General features: G+C 63.9%; 19 protein-coding genes. 8 read left to right on the forward strand and 11 right to left on the reverse strand.

All coding sequences use genetic code 11. The features are described from left to right. Positions 1-22: 22 nt before the first annotated feature. Entirely contained in the window at positions 23-286 is a 264-nt protein-coding gene (locus ACLRDN_RS01330) for a PAAR domain-containing protein (RefSeq protein WP_413458646.1), read from the forward strand. 112 nt (positions 287-398) lie between these two features. On the opposite strand, the gene ACLRDN_RS01335 is transcribed toward ACLRDN_RS01330, so the two are convergent. Further along, on the reverse strand, positions 399-1,487 hold the full coding sequence (locus tag ACLRDN_RS01335; protein WP_413460453.1) for a GGDEF domain-containing protein: 1,089 nt from the start codon (positions 1,485-1,487) through the stop codon (positions 399-401). Positions 1,488-2,040: 553 nt separating this feature from the next. Between ACLRDN_RS01335 and ACLRDN_RS01340 the strand changes: the two genes are divergently transcribed. Further along, complete coding sequence (locus ACLRDN_RS01340) at positions 2,041-2,451, forward strand: VOC family protein (protein ID WP_413458647.1); 411 nt, start codon at positions 2,041-2,043, stop codon at positions 2,449-2,451. Between the two features lie 150 nt (positions 2,452-2,601). On the opposite strand, the gene ACLRDN_RS01345 is transcribed toward ACLRDN_RS01340, so the two are convergent. From ACLRDN_RS01345 to ACLRDN_RS01355, 3 genes are all read right to left on the reverse strand, one after another. Next, a complete protein-coding gene (locus ACLRDN_RS01345; RefSeq protein WP_413458648.1) occupies positions 2,602-2,961 on the reverse strand; it encodes a 5-carboxymethyl-2-hydroxymuconate Delta-isomerase in 360 nt (119 codons plus the stop codon). Between the two features lie 113 nt (positions 2,962-3,074). Beyond that, entirely contained in the window at positions 3,075-4,052 is a 978-nt protein-coding gene (locus ACLRDN_RS01350) for a threo-3-hydroxy-L-aspartate ammonia-lyase (protein ID WP_413458649.1), read from the reverse strand. A 70-nt stretch (positions 4,053-4,122) separates the two neighbouring features. After that, positions 4,123-4,785 (reverse strand): transcriptional regulator, encoded by a 663-nt coding sequence (locus tag ACLRDN_RS01355; RefSeq protein ID WP_413458650.1) that lies wholly within the window; start codon positions 4,783-4,785, stop codon positions 4,123-4,125. A 154-nt stretch (positions 4,786-4,939) separates the two neighbouring features. On the opposite strand from ACLRDN_RS01355, the gene gcvA reads away from it, so the two are divergent. The 3 genes from gcvA to ACLRDN_RS01370 all read left to right on the forward strand — a co-directional run bounded on the left by gcvA (position 4,940) and on the right by ACLRDN_RS01370 (position 7,595). After that, complete coding sequence (gene gcvA / locus ACLRDN_RS01360) at positions 4,940-5,842, forward strand: transcriptional regulator GcvA (protein WP_413458651.1); 903 nt, start codon at positions 4,940-4,942, stop codon at positions 5,840-5,842. Positions 5,843-5,942: 100 nt separating this feature from the next. Then, the gene (locus ACLRDN_RS01365) at positions 5,943-6,779 is read left to right on the forward strand and encodes an EamA family transporter (RefSeq protein ID WP_413458652.1); all 837 of its coding nucleotides are present in this window, start codon (positions 5,943-5,945) and stop codon (positions 6,777-6,779) included. Positions 6,780-6,833: 54 nt separating this feature from the next. After that, a complete protein-coding gene (locus tag ACLRDN_RS01370) occupies positions 6,834-7,595 on the forward strand; it encodes an SDR family oxidoreductase (protein ID WP_413458653.1) in 762 nt (253 codons plus the stop codon). A 16-nt stretch (positions 7,596-7,611) separates the two neighbouring features. On the opposite strand, the gene ACLRDN_RS01375 is transcribed toward ACLRDN_RS01370, so the two are convergent. The 6 genes from ACLRDN_RS01375 to ACLRDN_RS01400 form a co-directional block, all read right to left on the reverse strand. Next, complete coding sequence (locus ACLRDN_RS01375; protein WP_413458654.1) at positions 7,612-8,385, reverse strand: amino acid ABC transporter ATP-binding protein; 774 nt, start codon at positions 8,383-8,385, stop codon at positions 7,612-7,614. A gap of 9 nt (positions 8,386-8,394) precedes the next feature. Then, the gene (locus ACLRDN_RS01380) at positions 8,395-9,054 is read right to left on the reverse strand and encodes an amino acid ABC transporter permease (RefSeq protein ID WP_413458655.1); all 660 of its coding nucleotides are present in this window, start codon (positions 9,052-9,054) and stop codon (positions 8,395-8,397) included. Positions 9,055-9,063: 9 nt separating this feature from the next. Further along, the gene (locus tag ACLRDN_RS01385) at positions 9,064-9,900 is read right to left on the reverse strand and encodes a transporter substrate-binding domain-containing protein (RefSeq protein ID WP_413458656.1); all 837 of its coding nucleotides are present in this window, start codon (positions 9,898-9,900) and stop codon (positions 9,064-9,066) included. 380 nt (positions 9,901-10,280) lie between these two features. Continuing rightward, the gene (locus ACLRDN_RS01390) at positions 10,281-10,697 is read right to left on the reverse strand and encodes a GFA family protein (RefSeq protein ID WP_413458657.1); all 417 of its coding nucleotides are present in this window, start codon (positions 10,695-10,697) and stop codon (positions 10,281-10,283) included. A 21-nt stretch (positions 10,698-10,718) separates the two neighbouring features. Continuing rightward, positions 10,719-11,786, reverse strand: coding sequence for a saccharopine dehydrogenase family protein (locus ACLRDN_RS01395; RefSeq protein WP_413458658.1), 1,068 nt, complete (start codon positions 11,784-11,786; stop codon positions 10,719-10,721). Between the two features lie 157 nt (positions 11,787-11,943). Next, positions 11,944-12,408, reverse strand: coding sequence for an Lrp/AsnC family transcriptional regulator (locus ACLRDN_RS01400; protein WP_413458659.1), 465 nt, complete (start codon positions 12,406-12,408; stop codon positions 11,944-11,946). A gap of 199 nt (positions 12,409-12,607) precedes the next feature. Here ACLRDN_RS01400 and ACLRDN_RS01405 point away from each other — a divergent pair, with 199 nt between their 5' ends. From ACLRDN_RS01405 to ACLRDN_RS01415, 3 genes are all read left to right on the forward strand, one after another. Next, positions 12,608-13,870, forward strand: a complete 1,263-nt coding sequence (locus tag ACLRDN_RS01405) for a D-amino acid dehydrogenase (protein ID WP_413458660.1) — start codon at positions 12,608-12,610, stop codon at positions 13,868-13,870. A 37-nt stretch (positions 13,871-13,907) separates the two neighbouring features. Next, complete coding sequence (locus ACLRDN_RS01410) at positions 13,908-15,620, forward strand: thiamine pyrophosphate-binding protein (protein ID WP_413458661.1); 1,713 nt, start codon at positions 13,908-13,910, stop codon at positions 15,618-15,620. A gap of 61 nt (positions 15,621-15,681) precedes the next feature. Then, the gene (locus ACLRDN_RS01415; protein ID WP_413458662.1) at positions 15,682-16,344 is read left to right on the forward strand and encodes an aspartate/glutamate racemase family protein; all 663 of its coding nucleotides are present in this window, start codon (positions 15,682-15,684) and stop codon (positions 16,342-16,344) included. Positions 16,345-16,351: 7 nt separating this feature from the next. Here the strand turns inward: ACLRDN_RS01415 and ACLRDN_RS01420 are convergent, their stop codons facing one another. Continuing rightward, positions 16,352-17,593 carry a phospholipase D-like domain-containing protein gene (locus ACLRDN_RS01420; RefSeq protein WP_413458663.1) on the reverse strand — a complete coding sequence of 414 codons (1,242 nt, stop codon included), beginning with the start codon at positions 17,591-17,593 and terminating at the stop codon, positions 16,352-16,354. Positions 17,594-17,597 lie beyond the last annotated feature (4 nt).

Consider the following 17,597-nt stretch of genomic DNA (forward strand, 5'->3'; position numbering starts at 1 on the left):
TCCATCTGAAAAGGAGATCAAGATGAAAGGCGTCATCCGTCTCGGCGATCCGACCACCCACGGCGGCAAAGTCGTCAGTGCCGGTGCGCGTACAGCGGTAAGGGGAAAAGCCGTTGCCCGCGTCGGAGACTCCTGCACCTGCCCGCTCAAGGGGCATGAGGATTGCATCATCATCGAGGGCCATCCCACGATCCAGGTCGATGGCGTTGCAGTGGCTTTCGAAGGCCATCGCACCAGTTGCGGTGCCGCGCTGATTTCCACGGTGACAGACAGCGGCGCCGGGTGAGCATCCTCAAACGACAAACGCCGCTGTGAGCACAGCGGCGTTTGGCGGAGACAGGAAAGGCCGCGAACCGATATCTTATTTCAATTCCTCACTCGTTCATCGATTCCATCCGTCAAGCATTGCGCGGATTACGCCCATGCTTGCGCTGATACATGGCCTGGTCCGCCGCATGCAGCAAGGCACTGAAGTCGCACATTTCCGACGGTGTCACGGTGGCCGCGCCCAGGCTGATCTCGATGTCGGTGTGCGGCCACTTCACGCGGGCCACCGCCTTCTTGATGCGATCCGACACCTGCATCGCGCCAGTCTCATCGGTATCCGGCAGGATCAGCGAAAACTCGTCGCCACCATATCGCGCCAGGAAATCGCTGGCCCGCAGCGGCGAGCGCAGCACGCGCGCCAATTGCACCAGCAGCGCATCACCGGCCGGGTGGCCGTAGGTATCGTTGTATTGCTTGAAGTAATCCACATCCACCATCAGCATGGTCAGCGGACGGGCGTTGCGCAGGTGGCGCGTCCACTCTTCACGCAGGCGCGAATCGAAGCTGCGGCGGTTGCCGATGCCAGTCAGGGCATCGGTCATGGTCTGCTGTTCCAGCTTCTGCATGGCGCGATGGCTGTCGATCTGCGCTTCCAGCTGGCGTGCCAATTTCTGGAATGCGTCACGTTGTGCCGGAGTGAGCGTACGCGGCTGGCGGTCCATCACGCACAGGGTGCCCATGACGTCGCCATTGCCCGACACCAGCGGTACACCCGCATAAAAGCGCACCGCCGGATTGCCGCGTGCCAGCGCTCCGTTGGCAAAGCGCAGGTCGCTGCTGAGGTCATTGACCTCGGTGATCTGGCCAGGTGTGCGTGCGGCCAGTTCGCACAGCGAGAAGTCCACCGCATTGCGCAGTACGCCCGTCTGGCCAGGGAAGCGCCACCATTGATTGCGCGCATCGCCACGGCCATTGTTGACGGAGAGGTAAGGATGCTGCAGCCCGATGTCGGCATGCAGCTGGCTGAACATGCCCATGGGCGTGCCGCAGACGCTGGAGGCCAGCGAAATGAAATCCGACAGTGCCGGCTCCAGCCAGGCGTCGGCATCGCTGTCGGTGTGCGCGAGCTCGATGCGGTCTGCGGTGCCTACGCTGGCGGCACCGTGCGCGGAAGTGGACCGCTTGAAAATGGAGCGTTCGGGAGTGTACTGAGCGTGCAGGTCTCGAATGTTCATGGCGCGTTACTCGTGAGGGTTGATTGGCGTTGTCGTTGGTCGCCGTCAGCGCATCGTGGAATGCAGTGGGGAGGACGGCGTGGCATCTCGCTGCGCAAGTGGAAATATTTTTCTTTTTCTTCACTGCACATCATGTTGCCCTGCGACATCAAGGTAGCAGATCAAGTTCGGAAGTAAAGCGTTTTGGAACATCCTCTTACAATTTATACGCGTTCGAAGCTGAAACGATGCTATTCCGATCACATACAAACAGCTTGGCTGATCATGCTGACAATTGACGTTTTGTTAGTCTCTTCTCGGCGATGCATAAGCTTAGTTTCAATGTGAAGAAATGCGCATCGGACAGCACCACTTTCGCGTGTCAGCGGATTCTTATATTGCTCTGCAATATGTCGGGCGAAGAGCGACAGAAGGGCGTCGCCGGATGGCGACACAACAGCGTCGCCACAAGGTGACGATTAATGCTTGCCAAGCGCAATGGTCGTAAATAAACTCTGCCGTTCCTTGTTTGATCCGATCAACGTTTTTGAAAGCAGAGATGTCGACCCAGCCCAAAGCAGGCGCAGTCCTGTTCGCCAAAGATGTAGCCCGCCTCGCCGCGTTTTATGCGCAGGTGCTGGCGGTGGTTCCCAAGCAGGCCCAGGCCGAGAAGGTAGTGATCGAGGCCGAGGATTTCCTGCTGGTGATTCATGCGATTCCACCAGCCACGGCAGCCAGGGTGGAGATTTGTTCACCACCGGTGCTGCGTGAAAACGTGCCGGTGAAGCTCTTCCTTCCCGTTCGTTCACTTGCCCATGCACGCCTGTCTGCCGAGCAGCTCGGCGGTGGCATGAAGCCCGCCTTTGCCGAATGGAGCGGACCGGATTTCCGGGCCTGCGATGGCTTCGATCCAGAAGGCAACGTGGTGCAGTTCCGCGAAGTCCTGCGTGAAACGGCACTGGCCTCCTGAACGCCTGAGGCACTGAGCAGACGCCAGCGCGGCATCACAAGAACAGCATCGCGCTGCGTCCTTCGCCCAAGAAAAAGCCGCCCGGTTTGCACCGCGCGGCTTTTCGTTTTGGAGGACCCGCTGCCAGGGCAGCAGCGGCACGCCATCGGCTTATTGCAGGGCGACCTTGAAATAGGTCTCGCGCTGCATGTCGACCACTTCCACGGTGATCTGCACCTGCAGGTCCTTGGGCCAGCTCTGGTCCTTCTGGATCGCCGCACCCAGCAGGTCCGACACCGACTTCTTTTCTTCCAGCGTGCGGCCGGTCAGGATGGCCAGGCGCAGCGCCACGAAGGCACGCTTGGCCTCGGCAGCGGTACCGACCAGGTAGTTGTCCAAGCGCACGGCACGCGCCTTGATGGCGTTCTCTTCAAAGTGGCCGCTGGCCACCAGCGCCTGATTGAGCTTGAGCAGCGTGGGCTGCACATCGAGTGCGAGATTGCCGGTGTATTCCAGAACGAGATGGGGCATGGTGTTTCCAGTCCTTGTGAGTGAGTGGAGGGATCAACAGTCAACGATGAGGGCTCAACACTGTAAGCCAAAACGAGCCCGCGCGAGATTGGGGGCGCTGATACGGCCAATCATCAGGACAAATACCCCGACAGCTTGCCCAGGTCGATGTTGCCGCCGCTGATGATGACGCCCACGCGCTTGCCCTGCAGCTGGTCCTTCAGCTTGCGGGCCGCGGCAAAGCCCAGGCAGCCGGTCGGTTCGACCACCATCTTCATGCGTTCGGCGAAGAAGCGCAGGCCCGACACCAGCTCGGCGTCGCTGACGGTATGGATGTCGTCCACCAGCTGGCGGATGACCTCGAAGGTGTACTTGCCCAGGTGCTGCGTCTGGGCGCCATCGGCAATGGTCTTGGGGGTATCGATGTGCACGATCTGGCCTGCGCGCAGTGATTGCTGGCCATCGTTGCCGGCTTCCGGCTCGACGCCATAGATCTTGCACTCGGGCGACAGCGCCCGCGCCGCCAGCGCCGCGCCGGAGAGCAGGCCACCGCCGCCCAGGCAAACGAAGAGGGCATCCAGCGGCCCGGTTTCCTGCAGCAGTTCCAGCGTGGCCGTGCCCTGGCCGGCCATCACGTGCGGATGGTCGTAGGGCGGGATCAGCGTCATCTTGCGTTCGGCGGCCAGGCGCGCACCGATGGCTTCACGGTCCTCGGTATAGCGGTCATACATCACCACCTCGGCACCATAGCCGCGGGTGGCGGCGACCTTCGCCGCAGGGGCATCCTGGGGCATCACGATCACCGCCGGAATGCCCAGCAGCTGCGCCGCCAGCGCCGTCCCCTGGGCATGGTTGCCGGAGGAGAAGGTGATCACGCCATGCTTGCGCTGCTCGCTGTCGAACTGTGAAAGCGCATTCATGGCGCCACGGAACTTGAAGGCGCCCATGCGCTGGAAGTTCTCGCACTTGAAGAACAGTTGCGCGCTCACTTCCGCATCGGCCGTGCGCGAGCGCAGCACGGGCGTCCTGTGCGCCCAGGGCTTGATGCGTTCGGCGGCCAGCAGGACGTCGGCAAAGCTGGGCAATTCGGTAGCGCTGGAGAGGGGAATCATGAGGTTTCCTTCAAGTGGGATGGAAAGATGAGGACCGTAAACATGGCGGGCGATAGCGGCGCGCACCGCCTCACTGCTTCTCGTCGTTGTAGACCGTCGCCCGCGACACCCCCAGGTGCGCCGCCACGATCTCGGCTGCGCGCCGCACGTCCATGCAGCCGGACTGGCGCAACTCACGCATGAGCTGGCGCCGGTCCTCAGCCTTGAGACTGCGCGGCGTGGCCGACAGCCGCGCGGCAAAGGCATCGATGCGCTGGCGCAAGGCATCGGCACCCGCCGGCTCCAGCGTCTCGGCCACCCGCACCGCGTTGTCGATGCCGCCGAACTGGCGCAGCATGCCTTGCAGTGCGCCGAACAGGGTCAGGTCGATGTTCATGCACAGCGCGGCCACGTATTTGCCGTCGGCATCCTTGATGCCGATCGAGGTGCTCTTGGCCTGGCGTCCGTCGGGCAGGGTGTTGGCGTAATTGGTGAGGACTTGCGGATAGCTCTCGTCGGCGATGCGCGCCAGACCCAGTTCGGTGGTGGCGTCACCCACCTCGCGGCCGGACAGGTTGTTGTGCAGGGCGACGATGGAGTGATCCGCGTCCCGCAGGTCGTGCAGCACCACTTCGCAGAAAGGGGCGAAGGTCTCGCCCAGGCCCCTGGCCACCTGCTGCAATTGCGAAAGCAGCAGCGCGTGGTCGGGACGGTCGGTTTTCTTTTTGCGGGAGCGGGAGGTCATGCGATACATATTATCTAAAATTAGACGGTATGTATAGATGGGATTTTTCCCGGTTTTCTCGTGCGCTTGCGAGGGGCTTTCCGGACTGCAAGACAGCGGCTGTTGCTATCATGAGCTTTCATTCATGACCGTTGTTTCCAGCCGTCCATCCCTGAGCGCACCCATGAGAGACCTTCCCCCCACGGCCACCTTGCGGGCCTTTGAAGTGGCGACCCGCCATGCCAGTTTCACCTCCGCCTCGGAAGAGCTGCATGTCACCCAGAGTGCGGTCAGCCACCAGCTGCGCCACCTCGAAGCGCTGTGGGGCATGACGCTGTTCCAGCGCGGCAAGTCCAACACGCTGACCCCGGCCGGGGCCGCGCTGGCGCCGGTGGTGCGCGAGTTCTTCGCCCGGCTGGAGGCCACCCTGGCCGAGTTGCGCGCGCAGGAAGGGCGGCAGCCGCTGAAGGTCAGCACCACCTATTCCTTCGCGCTCAAATGGCTGCTGCCCCGGCTGCCGGCGCTGGCGCAAGCCCATCCCGAGCTGCTGGTGACGCTGGAGACCACCGATGTGGCCATCCACTTCACGCCGGCCGAACCGGATGTGGCCATCCGTTTCGGTCCCGGCCACTACCCCAGCCTGTTTTCGGAATTCCTGTTCCGCGAGCAGGTCTTCCCGGTGGCCAGTCCGGCCCTGCTGGCGCGCCTGGGCATGCCCCGCAAGCCGGCCGATCTGCGCCGCTATCCCCTGCTCACGCGCGCCGGGGCCGACATGGTGCCGAAGTGGGACCTGTGGTTCCAGCAAGCCGGGGTGAGCGTTTCGGCCTTGCGCGAAAGCGTGCGCCTGGCCGATACCAACATGACCATCGAAGCCGCGCTGCTGGGCCAGGGCGTGGCCCTGGCCCGCAGCGGCCACGTCGAGCAGGAACTGGCCAATGGCAGCCTGGTGCGGCTGTTCGAGCTGGCCTTGCCTTCTCCGCTGGCGTATTACTTCGTCTGTCCCAAGGGCGTGGAAACGCAGCCGCACGTGGCCAGCTTCCGGGCCTGGCTGCAGGCGCAGTCACAGGCCGCCGGTGCGCGCTACTGAGATGCAAGCTTGCCGCCTCGGCGCCAGGCATGAGGATTTGCTCATGGCGGGATGAGGAGACTTCGCTTTTGTCCGGCGGCGCTCCTGCTTACCATGGCGCATGCCTTTGCCTGTCGTCCTGCTCATCCTTCTTGCCGCCTTCCTGCATGCCAGCTGGAATGCGCTGCTGCGCAACGGCGCGGACCGCCTCTGGTCGATGACCGTGATGTGCCTGGCCGTAGCCGTGGCCAGCCTGGCCGCCACCCCATGGCTGCCCGTGCCGTTGCCGGCCAGCTGGCCGTACGGGCTGCTCTCGGCCCTGCTGCACGTGGGCTACAACCTGTTCCTGGTGCGCAGTTACCGTAGTGGTGAACTGGGCCAGACCTATCCCATCGCGCGTGGCAGCTCGCCCCTGCTGGTCACGCTGGGTGCGGCCCTGCTGGCCGGTGAAACGCCGGGCCCGGCAGCGCTGCTGGGAATAGGGCTGGTGTCGGGCGGCATCCTCGCGCTGGCGTCCAGGGGCCGCCGGGTGGCGCTGTCCGGCCTGCGCTATGCCCTGGGCACCGGCTGCTTCATCGCCGCCTACAGCGTGGTCGATGGCCTGGGCGTGCGGCTCTCCGGCAGCCCCATGGCCTATACCGCATGGATGTGCGCCGGCTGGGGTTTGCTGATGCCCGCCGTCTTCATGGCCTGGCGCGGCCCCCGCGCATTGTGGCAGCCGCCCGCCTCGGCGGCGACCTGCGCCACCGCCTTCACGGGCGGGCTGGTGTCGCTGCTGGCCTATGGCATCGTCATCCAGGCCATGGCGCTGGCACCGATGGGTGCGGTCTCGGCGCTGCGCGAAACCAGCGTGCTGTTCGCCGCCGTCATCGGCCGTCTGTTTCTGGGCGAGACCCTGACCTGGCCGCGCATGCTGGCCTGTGCTGCCATCGCAGCGGGGACGGTACTGATCGGTTGACCCGATGGCCGTTCCTGGTCCCCTCCCGTTTTGCTCACTCCATGGAGATCTATCATGACTCACGCATCAACCAAGCCCGTCATCCTCATCACGGGCGGCAGCCGCGGCATGGGCGCCGCCACCGCGCGGCTGGCCGCTGACCGTGGCTACGATGTAGCCTTCAGCTATCTGCGCGATGCGGCTGCGGCCGATTCGGTGGCGGCCGATGTCGTGCAGCGCGGCGCACGGGCGCTGGCGCTGCAGGCCGACAGCGCCGACCCGGAGCAGGTGGCGCAGCTCTTCGCTGCCATCGATGCGCGCTTCGGCCGCATCGACGCGCTGGTCAACAATGCGGCCATGCTGGAGCGCCAGTCACGCCTGGAAGACCTGGGTTTCGAGCGCATGCAGCGCATCTTCGCGGTCAATGCCATCGGACCCATGCTGTGCGCACAGCAGGCGGTCAAGCGCATGGCCTATCGCCATCAGGGCAAGGGAGGCGTGGTGATCAACGTGTCTTCGGCCTCGGCCCGCCTGGGTAGTCCCAACGAGTATGTCGACTATGCCGCCTCGAAGGGCGCACTGGAAACCTTCACCACGGGCCTGGCCAAGGAGGTCGCGCGTGAAGGCATCCGCGTCAACTGCGTGCGGCCCGGCCACATCTACACCGGGATGCATGCCAGCGGCGGCGAGCCGGACCGGGTCAACCGGGTCCGCGAATCCATCCCCATGGGGCGGGGCGGCCAGCCCGAGGAAGTGGCGCGCGCCATCCTCTGGCTGGCCAGCGACGAAGCTTCCTTCAGTACGGGAACCTTTCTCGACGTGACCGGCGGCAAGTGAAGCCGGGCTCCTGAGATCAGGCCGCGATCTTGTGCACGCGCGCGAGGAAGGCCCGGGTGGCGGCCTCGGTCGGGGCATCGATCACCTGGGCCGGCGGACCGGCCTCGACCACCACGCCATCGCGCATGAAGATCACCTTGTCGGCCACCTCGCGGGCAAAGGCGATTTCGTGGGTGACCAGGATCATCGTCATGCCGCGCTCGGCTAGTTGCTTGATGACGTTGAGGACCTCGCCGACCAGCTCCGGATCCAGTGCCGAGGTGGCTTCATCGAAGAGCATCACCTCCGGATCCATGGCCAGCGCGCGGGCGATGGCCACGCGCTGCTTCTGGCCGCCGGAGAGCTTCTCGGGGTACATCTCCGCCTTCTCCGCCAGCCCCACCTGCGCCAGCAGCTTCATGGCCTGGGTCCGTGCATGGGCCTTGGGGTGGCGCAATACCGTCACGGGACCTTCCATGACGTTCTGCACGACGGTCATGTGGGGAAAGAGATTGAAGTGCTGGAAGACCATCCCCGTCTGGGCACGGAAGCGCGCCATGGTGCGGTCGCTCAGTTTTTCGGGCACTGTCTGGTCGAAGTCAAAACATTCGCCGCCGATCTTGATGACCCCGTGGTTGGGAGCGGCAAGCAGGTTCAGGCAGCGCAGCAGGGTGGACTTGCCCGAGCCCGAGGGGCCGATCAGGGCCACCACTTCGCCCTTGGCAATTTCCAGGTTGATGTCCCTGAGCACCGTCTGCTCGCCGAAGGACTTCTTCAAGCCGCGTACCGAAATCATGATGGGTTTGCTCATGGCGCTTCCTCAAGCCTTGATCTGATGGAGTTCGAGCCGCTTGGCCACCACCGTGGCCGGGAACAGGATGATGAAATACAGCACGGCCACCAAGGTGTAGATTTCCAGCGGGCGATAGGTATCGTGGGCGATCAGCTGGCCCTGGTAGACCAGGTCGGGGACGGCCAGCACCGAGAGCAGGGAGGTGTTCTTCAACTGCATGATGGACTGGCTCACCAGCGGCGGCGTCATGCGCCGGAAGGCCTGCGGCAGCACCAGGCGCCGCATCACCTGCCAGCGGGTCATGCCGATGGCCTGGCCCGCTTCGGTCTGCCCGGCATCGATGGAGACGATCCCGCCCCGCACGATCTCCGAGTAGAAAGCGCCCCCGTACAGCGTCAATGCCAGCGCGGCCGCCATCCAGGGTGACAGTTCGATGCCCAGCAGTACCGGCAGGGCGTAGTAGAACCAGATCAGCTGCACCAGCACCGGCGTACAGCGGAACACTTCCACATAGCCGCGCAACACACCGCACACGTAACGGTTGGAGGAAACCCGGCCCAGTCCCACGAGCACCCCAACCATCATGCCGGTGATGACCACCACGATGGTGAAGAGTACCGTGGTGATGACACCCGAAACGATAATGCCGCGGTACTGCCACAGCATCCCGAAATCCCAACTGTACATGGCCGCTCCTCAGAACTTGAGCTGCGGTGGGAAGGCCGTCGACGGCACCTTGGCGAGATTTTCCATGTTGGCCACGATGATGTCGCGAATGCGGCCGGCCTTGCGCGATTCCTCCAGCCAGCCGTTGACGGCCGTCACGAAACTCTGGTCGGCCTGCTTGCGAATGCCGATGTTGGTGGGCGCCGTTTCATCCGGCGTAGGGAAGACGATGTGGCCGATGTTGGGCAGCTTCACCAGCAGCGAGGTCGACAGCAGCACCACCAGCACCTGGCAGTCGGCGCGCCCCGATTGCAGGGCCATGGTGGCCGCAGCCGAGGTTTCAAAGCGCAGGATGGTGGCCTTGGGCAGGATGCGCGTGACCAGCTGGTCGTGCGAAGAACCCACGTCCACGGCGATCTTGATCTCGGGTTTGTTGAGGTCCTCCCAGGCCTTGAACTCCAGCCCCTTGCGGGCAACGACGGTATTGATGTTGTTGTAGAGCGGATTGCTGAAATCGACCACTTCGCGGCGCTGCGGTGTGGGCGCCATCGCCAGTTGCGCATCGATCTTGTTGGTCTGCACGTCCAGTACCGCATTGCCCCAGGTGGTCTCGACCCATTCGACTTCTGCCTTGAGATACCTGGCCAGGTCGCGCCCGAAATCGGCACAGAATCCCTTCCACTCCTGCGTCACCAGATCCTTGTTGAAATAAGGGACGGCGCCGTTGATCGCGCCCAGGCGCAGCTTGCCGGTGCGCTTGATGCGCGCCATGGTCGATTCGATATCCTGCGCAAAGGCCGCCGGCATGCTCAAGGCGGCGGTGCCGGCCAGTGCCGACTGGATGAAGTGTCTGCGTGAAATGCTCATGTGAGTCTCCTGGGTGGGTGGGTCGTGGCTCGTGCTCTTGGTGTTCGTTTTAAAAAAAAACAGGACAGCGCCAAAGCGCATTGAAGCTGTGTCGACCTAGCGATTTTCATGCCATCCACCCGGAGGGAACCACGATGCTGCACGATCCCCGCCAGCGTCTTTTGGAAGGCCGGCTGCACCATGATCGTCCGGGTCTGCACCAAGGTGATGGAGCACCAGGGCCGGGTGCTCCTCGCTCGCGTTCGCTATGGTCGTTCTTGTCGCTGTCGTTGTGACTGTCGCTGCAGAAGCTGGCGCTCCGTACTGCGAAATTATTTAACAATTATCCTCGCTGATGCCACCCGGCGCACGCTGCAGTGCAAATCGCAATGCCTTGGCGCTCAGGGCGGCTGCAGCGGCCATGCCCGGCCGTCATGGTCACGTATCCTCACTGAGGCCAGCCAGGTGTGCACGTCTTCCACGCAGCGCACGTTGACGTTGATCTGGGCGGGCGCCGAGCGCGGATGGCAATGGGTATGGGTGCCGCATCGGCGGCAGAAGAAATGCGTGGCGCGCAGTGTCCCGAAGCGGTATTGGCTCAGCATCTGTGCACCGGCCAGCAGCTCGAAGCACCGGGCCTCGATGCGATGATGCAGCGCGCCCTTGCGCGTGCAGTAGGAACAATTGCATTGGACCACCTCCTCGATGCGGGAGAGGAAACGCAGGCGCACCGCGCCGCAATGGCAGCTGGCCTGATGGAGGCGACGGCCGGCGACGGTACCGTCGTCCTCCAGGCCGTCAGGATGGGTGCCGGACATGGAAGACGGGCGCGCCGGGGATCAGGCGTAGACCTGGCCGAATCGATTGGCCAGGAAGTCCGGCAGGCTGATCGCCTCCTGGCTGATGAAGCCGCGCTGCGGCAACTTCCCTTGGCGGAACAGGTCGACCGCGGTGCAGACACCGGAGGCGGTGGTGCTCTGGATGGCGCTTTCGTAGCGGCCTTCCTCATGGATGGCGAAGATCTTGCGGGTGAAGACTTCCTGGACGAACTTGTCGCCGCGCATGCCGCTGACCGTGACGAAGACCAGCACCACATCCTGCATGGTGGTGGGCACCGCCTTGCGCAGGATGTCCTTGAGCAGTTCCTGGTCGTGCTTCAGGCCGAGATCGCTGAGCAGGAACTTCATGCGCTGCTGGTGCCCGGGATAGCGCACCGACTTGTAGTCGAGATTGCGGATGCGGCCCGCCAGGGTCTCGCACAGCGTACCCAGTCCACCGGAGGTGTTGAAGGCCTCGTACTCCACGCCATCCAGCGAGAAGTGCTCGATGTCGGCCAGCGGATCGACGGCCACCTTGACGCCATCGCGCAAGGCCTCACAGGGATGGCAGTACTCGTTGACCAGTCCGTCCACGCTCCAGGTCAGGTTGTATTTGAGCTCGTTGGTCGGATACTGTGGCAATGCGCCCACGCGCATCTTGACGTCGTAGACCTCATCGAAGGACCCCGCCAGATGATGCGCGGCGATGCCGATGAACCCCGGCGCCAGCCCGCATTGCGGCATGAATGCCACGGGCGCGTCCGCCGCCAGGGCAGCGATGGCCTTGGTGGCCTGCACGTCTTCGGTGAGGTCGAAGTAGTGGGTGCCGGTATTGCGCGCAGCACCTGCCACCTTCACGGCCATGTGATACGGCAGCGCGTTGATGACGATATCGGCCGTGCGCAGCAGCGATTCCAGTGCCTGAGCGTCCGAGGAATCGACCACCGCCTTTTCGATGTTGAGTGCGCTGACAGCCTTGAGCGCCTGGGCATCGCGGTCGGCGATGGTGACGTTGTAGTCGCCGCTCTCGGAAAGCAAGCGTGCAATCGTTTGGCCAATGTGACCCGAACCCAATAGAACCGTGCGCATGATGAAACTCCCTGAGGAAAAAGACGAAGAGGCTGGTCTTCATTCTAGGGAGCTTTCTGGACAGAATATACGGACAAAACGTCAGAAAGTAGTGCAGGACACTACGTTTCGTAGTGTCATTTCGTCGATTTGTAGCGTGACGTCGAAATCCGCGCGCTCAGCGGGTCTTCGGTGCATCGCCGCGGTCGATCTTGCGGGCCAGCACGACCGAGGTCGTGGTCTTGATGACGCCATCCATCTCGCCGATTTCATCGAGGATGCGATCAAGCTGTTCCGGCGTGCTCACGCGCAGCCAGGCCACATAGTCGAACTCGCCGCTGACGGCGCAGAGCTGGTGGACCTCCGGCATGCGATTGAAGCGCCGCACCACATCCTTGCCGGCCTTGGGCTGCAGCGTGATGCCGACGTACGCCTGCAGGCTGGGGTCAAGCACGTCGCGCCCCAGCTTGAGGGTATAGCCGGCAATGATGCCGCTTTTTTCAAGACGCTCCACACGGGCGAGGATGGTGGTGCGCGCCAGGCCCAGGCGGCGCGCCATGTCGGTCACCGAGGCGCGCGCATTCATCTGCAGTTCGGAAATGATCTGGCGATCGACATCGTCCAGCTGGTCCAGTCTGATCATGCTGTGGGTTCCGGAGAAGGGAAAAAAAGACGTCAAACACTACAAAATGACGAAACGGCACGTCAATACGTCAGTTTAGACCAGCTTTTCGACGATCTTGCCCTTTTTTGTGTCAGCGCTGCCGCCTAGACTGCGCTCTCCATGCCGGCGAAACCACCGGTCCCTTCCATGCTCCACTCTTTTTGCAGGTGCAGCGCACATGAAAGTCGTCGTCATCGGAGGTGGCATCATCGGCACGGCCACCGCGTACTGGCTGGCCACCCGCCAGGTCGAGGTGGTGCTCATCGAGCGCGAGGCCGATGTGGCCTGCCAGACCAGTGCCGGCAATGCCGGCGTGATTGCCCCGGGCTACGTCACGCCGTGGGCGGCACCGGGCATGCCGGGCAAGATCCTGAAGTATCTCTTCAAGGCCAGTTCGCCGGTGGTGTTCCGGCCGCGCCTGAGCCTGCGGCAATGGCGCTGGATCAGCCAGTGGCTCGGCAACTGTGAGCTGGAACGCTTTCGCCGCAACAAGCTGCGCATGCAGCGCATCGCCTATTACAGCCGCGATTGCCTGCACGAGTTCCTGGCGCAGCATCCCTGCGATTACGGCCGCAGCCAGGGCTATCTGCAACTTTTTCGCAGCCGCTTCGACGAGGAGATGGCGGCCCCGGCGCTGGCCTTGCTGGAGCAAGCCGGCATTGCCCACCAGCGGCTCAGCGCAGCGCAGTGCGTGGCGACCGAGCCGGGGCTGCAGCACGCACGCGTCGAGCCACGTTCGGGCCTGTACCTGCCCGATGACGAGGCCGGGGATTGCGCGGTCTTCGCGCGCCAATTGCGGCGCCTGTGCGAGGAGATGGGCGTGCAGTTCCGCTTCGGTACGCAGGTCAGCGGTCTGCTGGTGCAGGGTGGACAGGTGCAGGGCCTGCAGGTGCGCAGCGCAGAGCAAGCCGGGCAGGTGGCATGCGATGCCCTGGTGGTTGCCGCCGGCGTGGACAGCCATGCCTTGCTGGCACCGCTGGGCATACGGGTGCCGCTGTATCCGGTCAAGGGCTATTCGGCCACCATTCCCGTCCGCTTTCCCGAGGCGGCACCGCGTGCGGCCGTCATGGATGAATCCTTGAAGACGGCCATCACCCGCATGGGTGACGTGGTGCGGGTGGCCGGTACCGCCGAACTGGGCGATGACCGTCTGCAGTTGCGTGCCGCTTGCCTGCACACCTTGCGTCAGGTGATGCGTGACTGGTTCCCGCTGGCCGGCGATCTTGATGACGCGCAGTTCTGGGTCGGACGCCGCCCCATGACGCCTGATGGACCGCCCGTGCTGGGCCCCACGCCGGTCCGCAACCTGTTCCTCAACCTGGGTCACGGTTCGACCGGCTGGGCCATGTCTCTGGGTTCCGGCCGTGTGGTGGCGGACCTCATCACGGGTACCCCGCCGGCCATCGACATCGATGGCCTGACCCTGGCCCGTTATCAATGAGCAAGACCTGACTTATCCCTACCTCAACGGAGAAAAAATGACTGGTGCAGACGTCCTCGTGAAACTGCTGGAAGAATACGGCGTGGAAGTGATCTTCGGCGTGCCCGGCGATACCAATGTGGCCTTTTACAAGGCCCTGAACCGTTCTGGCCGGGTGCGCCACGTCATGGCGCGCGACGAGCGCTCGGCGCTCTACATGGCCGACGCCTATGCGCGCTACAGCGGCAAGCCCGGCGTGGCTGAATGTCCCAGCGGGGCCGGTGCGATGTATTCGCTGCCCGGCATGGCCGAGGCCAACAGTTCTTCCATCCCGCTGATCCTGTTGACCAACGATATTCCGCTCAAGGGCGAAGGACGCGGGATGATTACCGAGCTGGACAACGCCAAGCTGTTCGAGCCGGTGTGCAAGCTCTCCTTCCAGGTCAAGACCACGGCCAAGATTCCGGAGGCAGTCAGGCGCGCCTTCCGGACCGCAACCTCGGGTCGTCCGGGCGCGGTGCACCTGACCTTCCCCGAAGATATCCTGGCCCACGACTCGGCCAGTACCGCCGACGAGATTTACGCCGAGCCCGAGTGCCGGCGCTTTCCGGCCTTCCCCATGCGTCCCGATGCGGATCTGGTGCGGCAGCTGGCGACCCTGCTCGATGAGGCGCGCCGTCCGGTGCTGGTCGCCGGTGGCGGCGTGATGCACGCCAATGGCGGTGCCGCCCTGCTGGCCCTGGCCGAGAAGATCCATGCCGCCGTGGTGACCACCATCACCGGTCAGGGGGCGGTGCCGGACGAGCATCCGCTGGCGCTGGGCGTCATCGGCGACAACGGCTTCCATCCCCATGCAGCACGGGCAGTGGAGGAGAGTGACCTGCTGGTCTACCTGGGCTGCAAGATGGGATCGGTGGTCACCATCGGCTGGACCTTCCCCACCAGCAAGCAGGAGCGCAAGCGCGTGCAGGTGGACATCGACCCGGCCGTGCTGGGCAATACCGGTCGCAATGATCTCAACATGGCCGGTGATGTGCGCTCGGTCTTGCAGGACCTGCTGCCCCTGGTGCAGGATCATGAACCGCGCGCCTGGAATGGCGAGCTCAATGGCTTGCGCCGGCAGTTCTGGGCGTTGGCGCAACCCGATTTGCACAGCGATGCCTTGCCGCTCAAGCCCCAGCGCGTAGTCCACGAATTGAATCGCCGACTGCCGCCGCGTGCGGTCATGGTCTCCGACGCCGGCACCCCTACGCCGCACATGACGCGCTATCTGCGCCTGCCCGGTGATGGCTCGCGCCTGGTGATTCCGCGCGCCTTCGGCGGACTCGGCTATGCGATTCCGGCGGTGGTCGGCGCCTGGCTGGCGCGGCCCGATGTGCGGCCCATCGGCCTGTTTGGCGATGGCTCCTTCTCGATGTCCTGTGGCGAACTGGAAACGCTGACCCGCCTGCAGGTACCTGCCGTGCTGCTGCATTTCAACAATGGCTGTTTCGGCTGGATCAAGGCGCTGCAGAAGCTGCACAACGATGCGCAATATCTTTCGGTCGATTTCACCCGGCTGGACGTGGCGCGTATCGCGCAAGGCTTTGGCCTGAAGGGCTTGCGCGCGGCCAATGCCGAAGAACTGGTCGCGGCACTCGATGAGGCCTTTGCCAGCGACGGGCCGGTGCTTATCGATATCGTCTCCGAATCCATTGTCGATGAATGTCCGCCGGTCTATTCATGGATCAAGGCCATGGGCAAGGACCCATTGGCTGTGGGTGGCGCATAGCAGGCGGATTGCCCGGGGTAGAATGCCGGGCATACCTTCCGATTTTTTGCAGAGGACCCGCATGCTTGGCATCGTCATGCTCGATACCGTTTTTCCGCGTCCCGTGGGCGATATCGGCAATCCCGAGACCTTTCCTTTCCCGGTGCGCTTGCGCAAGGTCAGCCGGGCCTCGCCCCAGAAGGTGATCTTCGAACGGGCCAGCGGCATGGTGGACGATTTTGTCGATGCGGCGCAGGCCTTGCAGGCGGATGGCTGCAAGGCCATCGTGACCAGTTGCGGTTTCCTGGCGCTGCATCAGCAGACCATCGCGGCGGCGCTGGAGATTCCCTTTGCCAGTTCCAGCCTGTGCTGGCTACCCACGCTGTATCACGCCTTCGGCGGTGCCCGCCATGTCGGCATCCTGACGGCATCCGGTGCCAGTCTCGGTGCGGCGCACCTGGCTGCGTTGGGGGGCAGCATGGAGTCGCCCATCGTGGGCATGCCGGTGGACTCTGAATTCGCCCGCGTCATCGTGGGCAATCAGCCCGAAGGGGATATGGAACGCGTGCATGCCGAGATGGTGGCGGCAGCTGATCACCTGGTCGCCACCCAGCCCCAGGTGCGCGCCATCCTGCTGGAATGCACCAACATGCCGCCGGTGGCGGGCCTCATAGCCCAGCGTACCGGGCGTCCCGTCTTTGACCTGGTGGGACTGGCCCGGCAGATGATGGGCCTGGCTCCCTGAGTGCCACTTATGGCTTGCCCTTGGCCGGCTTGGGATAAACCTTCAGCACGTCGATGGGCTGGGCATAAGTCGAACTCCAGGTCTGCTCATGCAGGGCCGCCACGCGCTGCGCCATGGCCGCGTCATGCAGCACCACTTCCAGGTTGCGCGAGTTGTCCAGGTAACCGCCGGCCCAGTTGCTGGTACCGACCCAGGCCACCTTGCCATCGATGCTCATGGCCTTGGTGTGGATCACCCGTGCGAAGGGGATGAAACCGCTGCTGGCCTGCGGCAGCGTGACAATGCGGATCTCCACGTTGGGCAGCACCGCCAGGCTTTGCAGGTAGCCGATGGCGGGGGCCTCGGTGTTCCAGTTGGAGACCATCAGCTTGATCTTCACGCCCCGCGTGGCCGCGGCGCGCAGGGCGTCATCGATCACGGCGTAATACGGGCGGGTGTGGTTGGGGCCATAGGAGAGCGGCGCATAGTCCAGCAACTGCACCCGCACTTCCTGTTGCGCTGCCCCGATCAGGCGCACCAGTTCGCTTTGCGAATCGCCCACACCGGGCGGGTTGTAGGCATTCGGGCTGGCCACCAGGTAATTGCCGCGCGCCACATCGGCCGGGACCACGCTGCGATTGGTCATGACCGGGGTTTGTCCGGCGGCGATGGCCGCCTGCGCCGCCCAGTCGATCTCGAAGATGGCCTGCACCTGCGCTGCCACGGCCGGGTCGGTGATCTTCAATCCGGTCTCATGGATGTGCGAGAACGAACGCCAGTCGAAGTTCTGGCTGCCCACATAAGCGCTGCGGCCATCGACCACGAAATACTTGGCGTGGATGATGCCGTTGCCGGTCATGCGGGAATAATCGATCTGGCGGAAGTCCAGGTTCGGGATGCGCTTGAGCTTCTCGATGGTGGCCGGGACCGAGGCGAACTCGCCCTTCTTTTCCATCAGGAAGCGGATCTTCACGCCGCGCCGTCCGGCTGCCTCCAGGTGCGCCATGATGTCGTCGAGCGCCTCGCCGTCCTGCCCGGCCACGTAGAACTGGCCGAACACGATCTCGCGCTGCGCGCTGTCGAACATCTCCTTCCACACCACGGCCGCATCACGCAGGTCGGGCGTGGCCAGCGCGGTTTCGCGCGGCACGGTGTGGACCAGCTCGAAGCCCGGAATGGCGAACTCGGCCCGCACCGGCGTGGCCAGCGACAGAACCAGCCCGAAGGCGGCGGCGAGACGAAGCAGCAGACGGCGTGGTGCGAGGATCATGATG

It is taken from the genome of Herbaspirillum huttiense (assembly GCF_047300815.1).
GTDB lineage: Bacteria > Pseudomonadota > Gammaproteobacteria > Burkholderiales > Burkholderiaceae_D > Herbaspirillum > Herbaspirillum huttiense_A.

Coding starts and splice junctions, on each gene's coding strand:
- ACLRDN_RS01330 (WP_413458646.1), top strand. CDS start 23: ATGAAAGGCGTCATCCGTCTCGGCGATCCGACCACCCACGGCGGCAAA.
- ACLRDN_RS01340 (WP_413458647.1), top strand. CDS start 2,041: ATGTCGACCCAGCCCAAAGCAGGCGCAGTCCTGTTCGCCAAAGATGTA.
- ACLRDN_RS01345 (WP_413458648.1), bottom strand. CDS start 2,961: ATGCCCCATCTCGTTCTGGAATACACCGGCAATCTCGCACTCGATGTG.
- ACLRDN_RS01350 (WP_413458649.1), bottom strand. CDS start 4,052: ATGATTCCCCTCTCCAGCGCTACCGAATTGCCCAGCTTTGCCGACGTC.
- ACLRDN_RS01355 (WP_413458650.1), bottom strand. CDS start 4,785: ATGTATCGCATGACCTCCCGCTCCCGCAAAAAGAAAACCGACCGTCCC.
- gcvA (WP_413458651.1), top strand. CDS start 4,940: ATGAGAGACCTTCCCCCCACGGCCACCTTGCGGGCCTTTGAAGTGGCG.
- ACLRDN_RS01365 (WP_413458652.1), top strand. CDS start 5,943: ATGCCTTTGCCTGTCGTCCTGCTCATCCTTCTTGCCGCCTTCCTGCAT.
- ACLRDN_RS01370 (WP_413458653.1), top strand. CDS start 6,834: ATGACTCACGCATCAACCAAGCCCGTCATCCTCATCACGGGCGGCAGC.
- ACLRDN_RS01375 (WP_413458654.1), bottom strand. CDS start 8,385: ATGAGCAAACCCATCATGATTTCGGTACGCGGCTTGAAGAAGTCCTTC.
- ACLRDN_RS01380 (WP_413458655.1), bottom strand. CDS start 9,054: ATGTACAGTTGGGATTTCGGGATGCTGTGGCAGTACCGCGGCATTATC.
- ACLRDN_RS01385 (WP_413458656.1), bottom strand. CDS start 9,900: ATGAGCATTTCACGCAGACACTTCATCCAGTCGGCACTGGCCGGCACC.
- ACLRDN_RS01390 (WP_413458657.1), bottom strand. CDS start 10,697: ATGTCCGGCACCCATCCTGACGGCCTGGAGGACGACGGTACCGTCGCC.
- ACLRDN_RS01395 (WP_413458658.1), bottom strand. CDS start 11,786: ATGCGCACGGTTCTATTGGGTTCGGGTCACATTGGCCAAACGATTGCA.
- ACLRDN_RS01400 (WP_413458659.1), bottom strand. CDS start 12,408: ATGATCAGACTGGACCAGCTGGACGATGTCGATCGCCAGATCATTTCC.
- ACLRDN_RS01405 (WP_413458660.1), top strand. CDS start 12,608: ATGAAAGTCGTCGTCATCGGAGGTGGCATCATCGGCACGGCCACCGCG.
- ACLRDN_RS01410 (WP_413458661.1), top strand. CDS start 13,908: ATGACTGGTGCAGACGTCCTCGTGAAACTGCTGGAAGAATACGGCGTG.
- ACLRDN_RS01415 (WP_413458662.1), top strand. CDS start 15,682: ATGCTTGGCATCGTCATGCTCGATACCGTTTTTCCGCGTCCCGTGGGC.
- ACLRDN_RS01420 (WP_413458663.1), bottom strand. CDS start 17,593: ATGATCCTCGCACCACGCCGTCTGCTGCTTCGTCTCGCCGCCGCCTTC.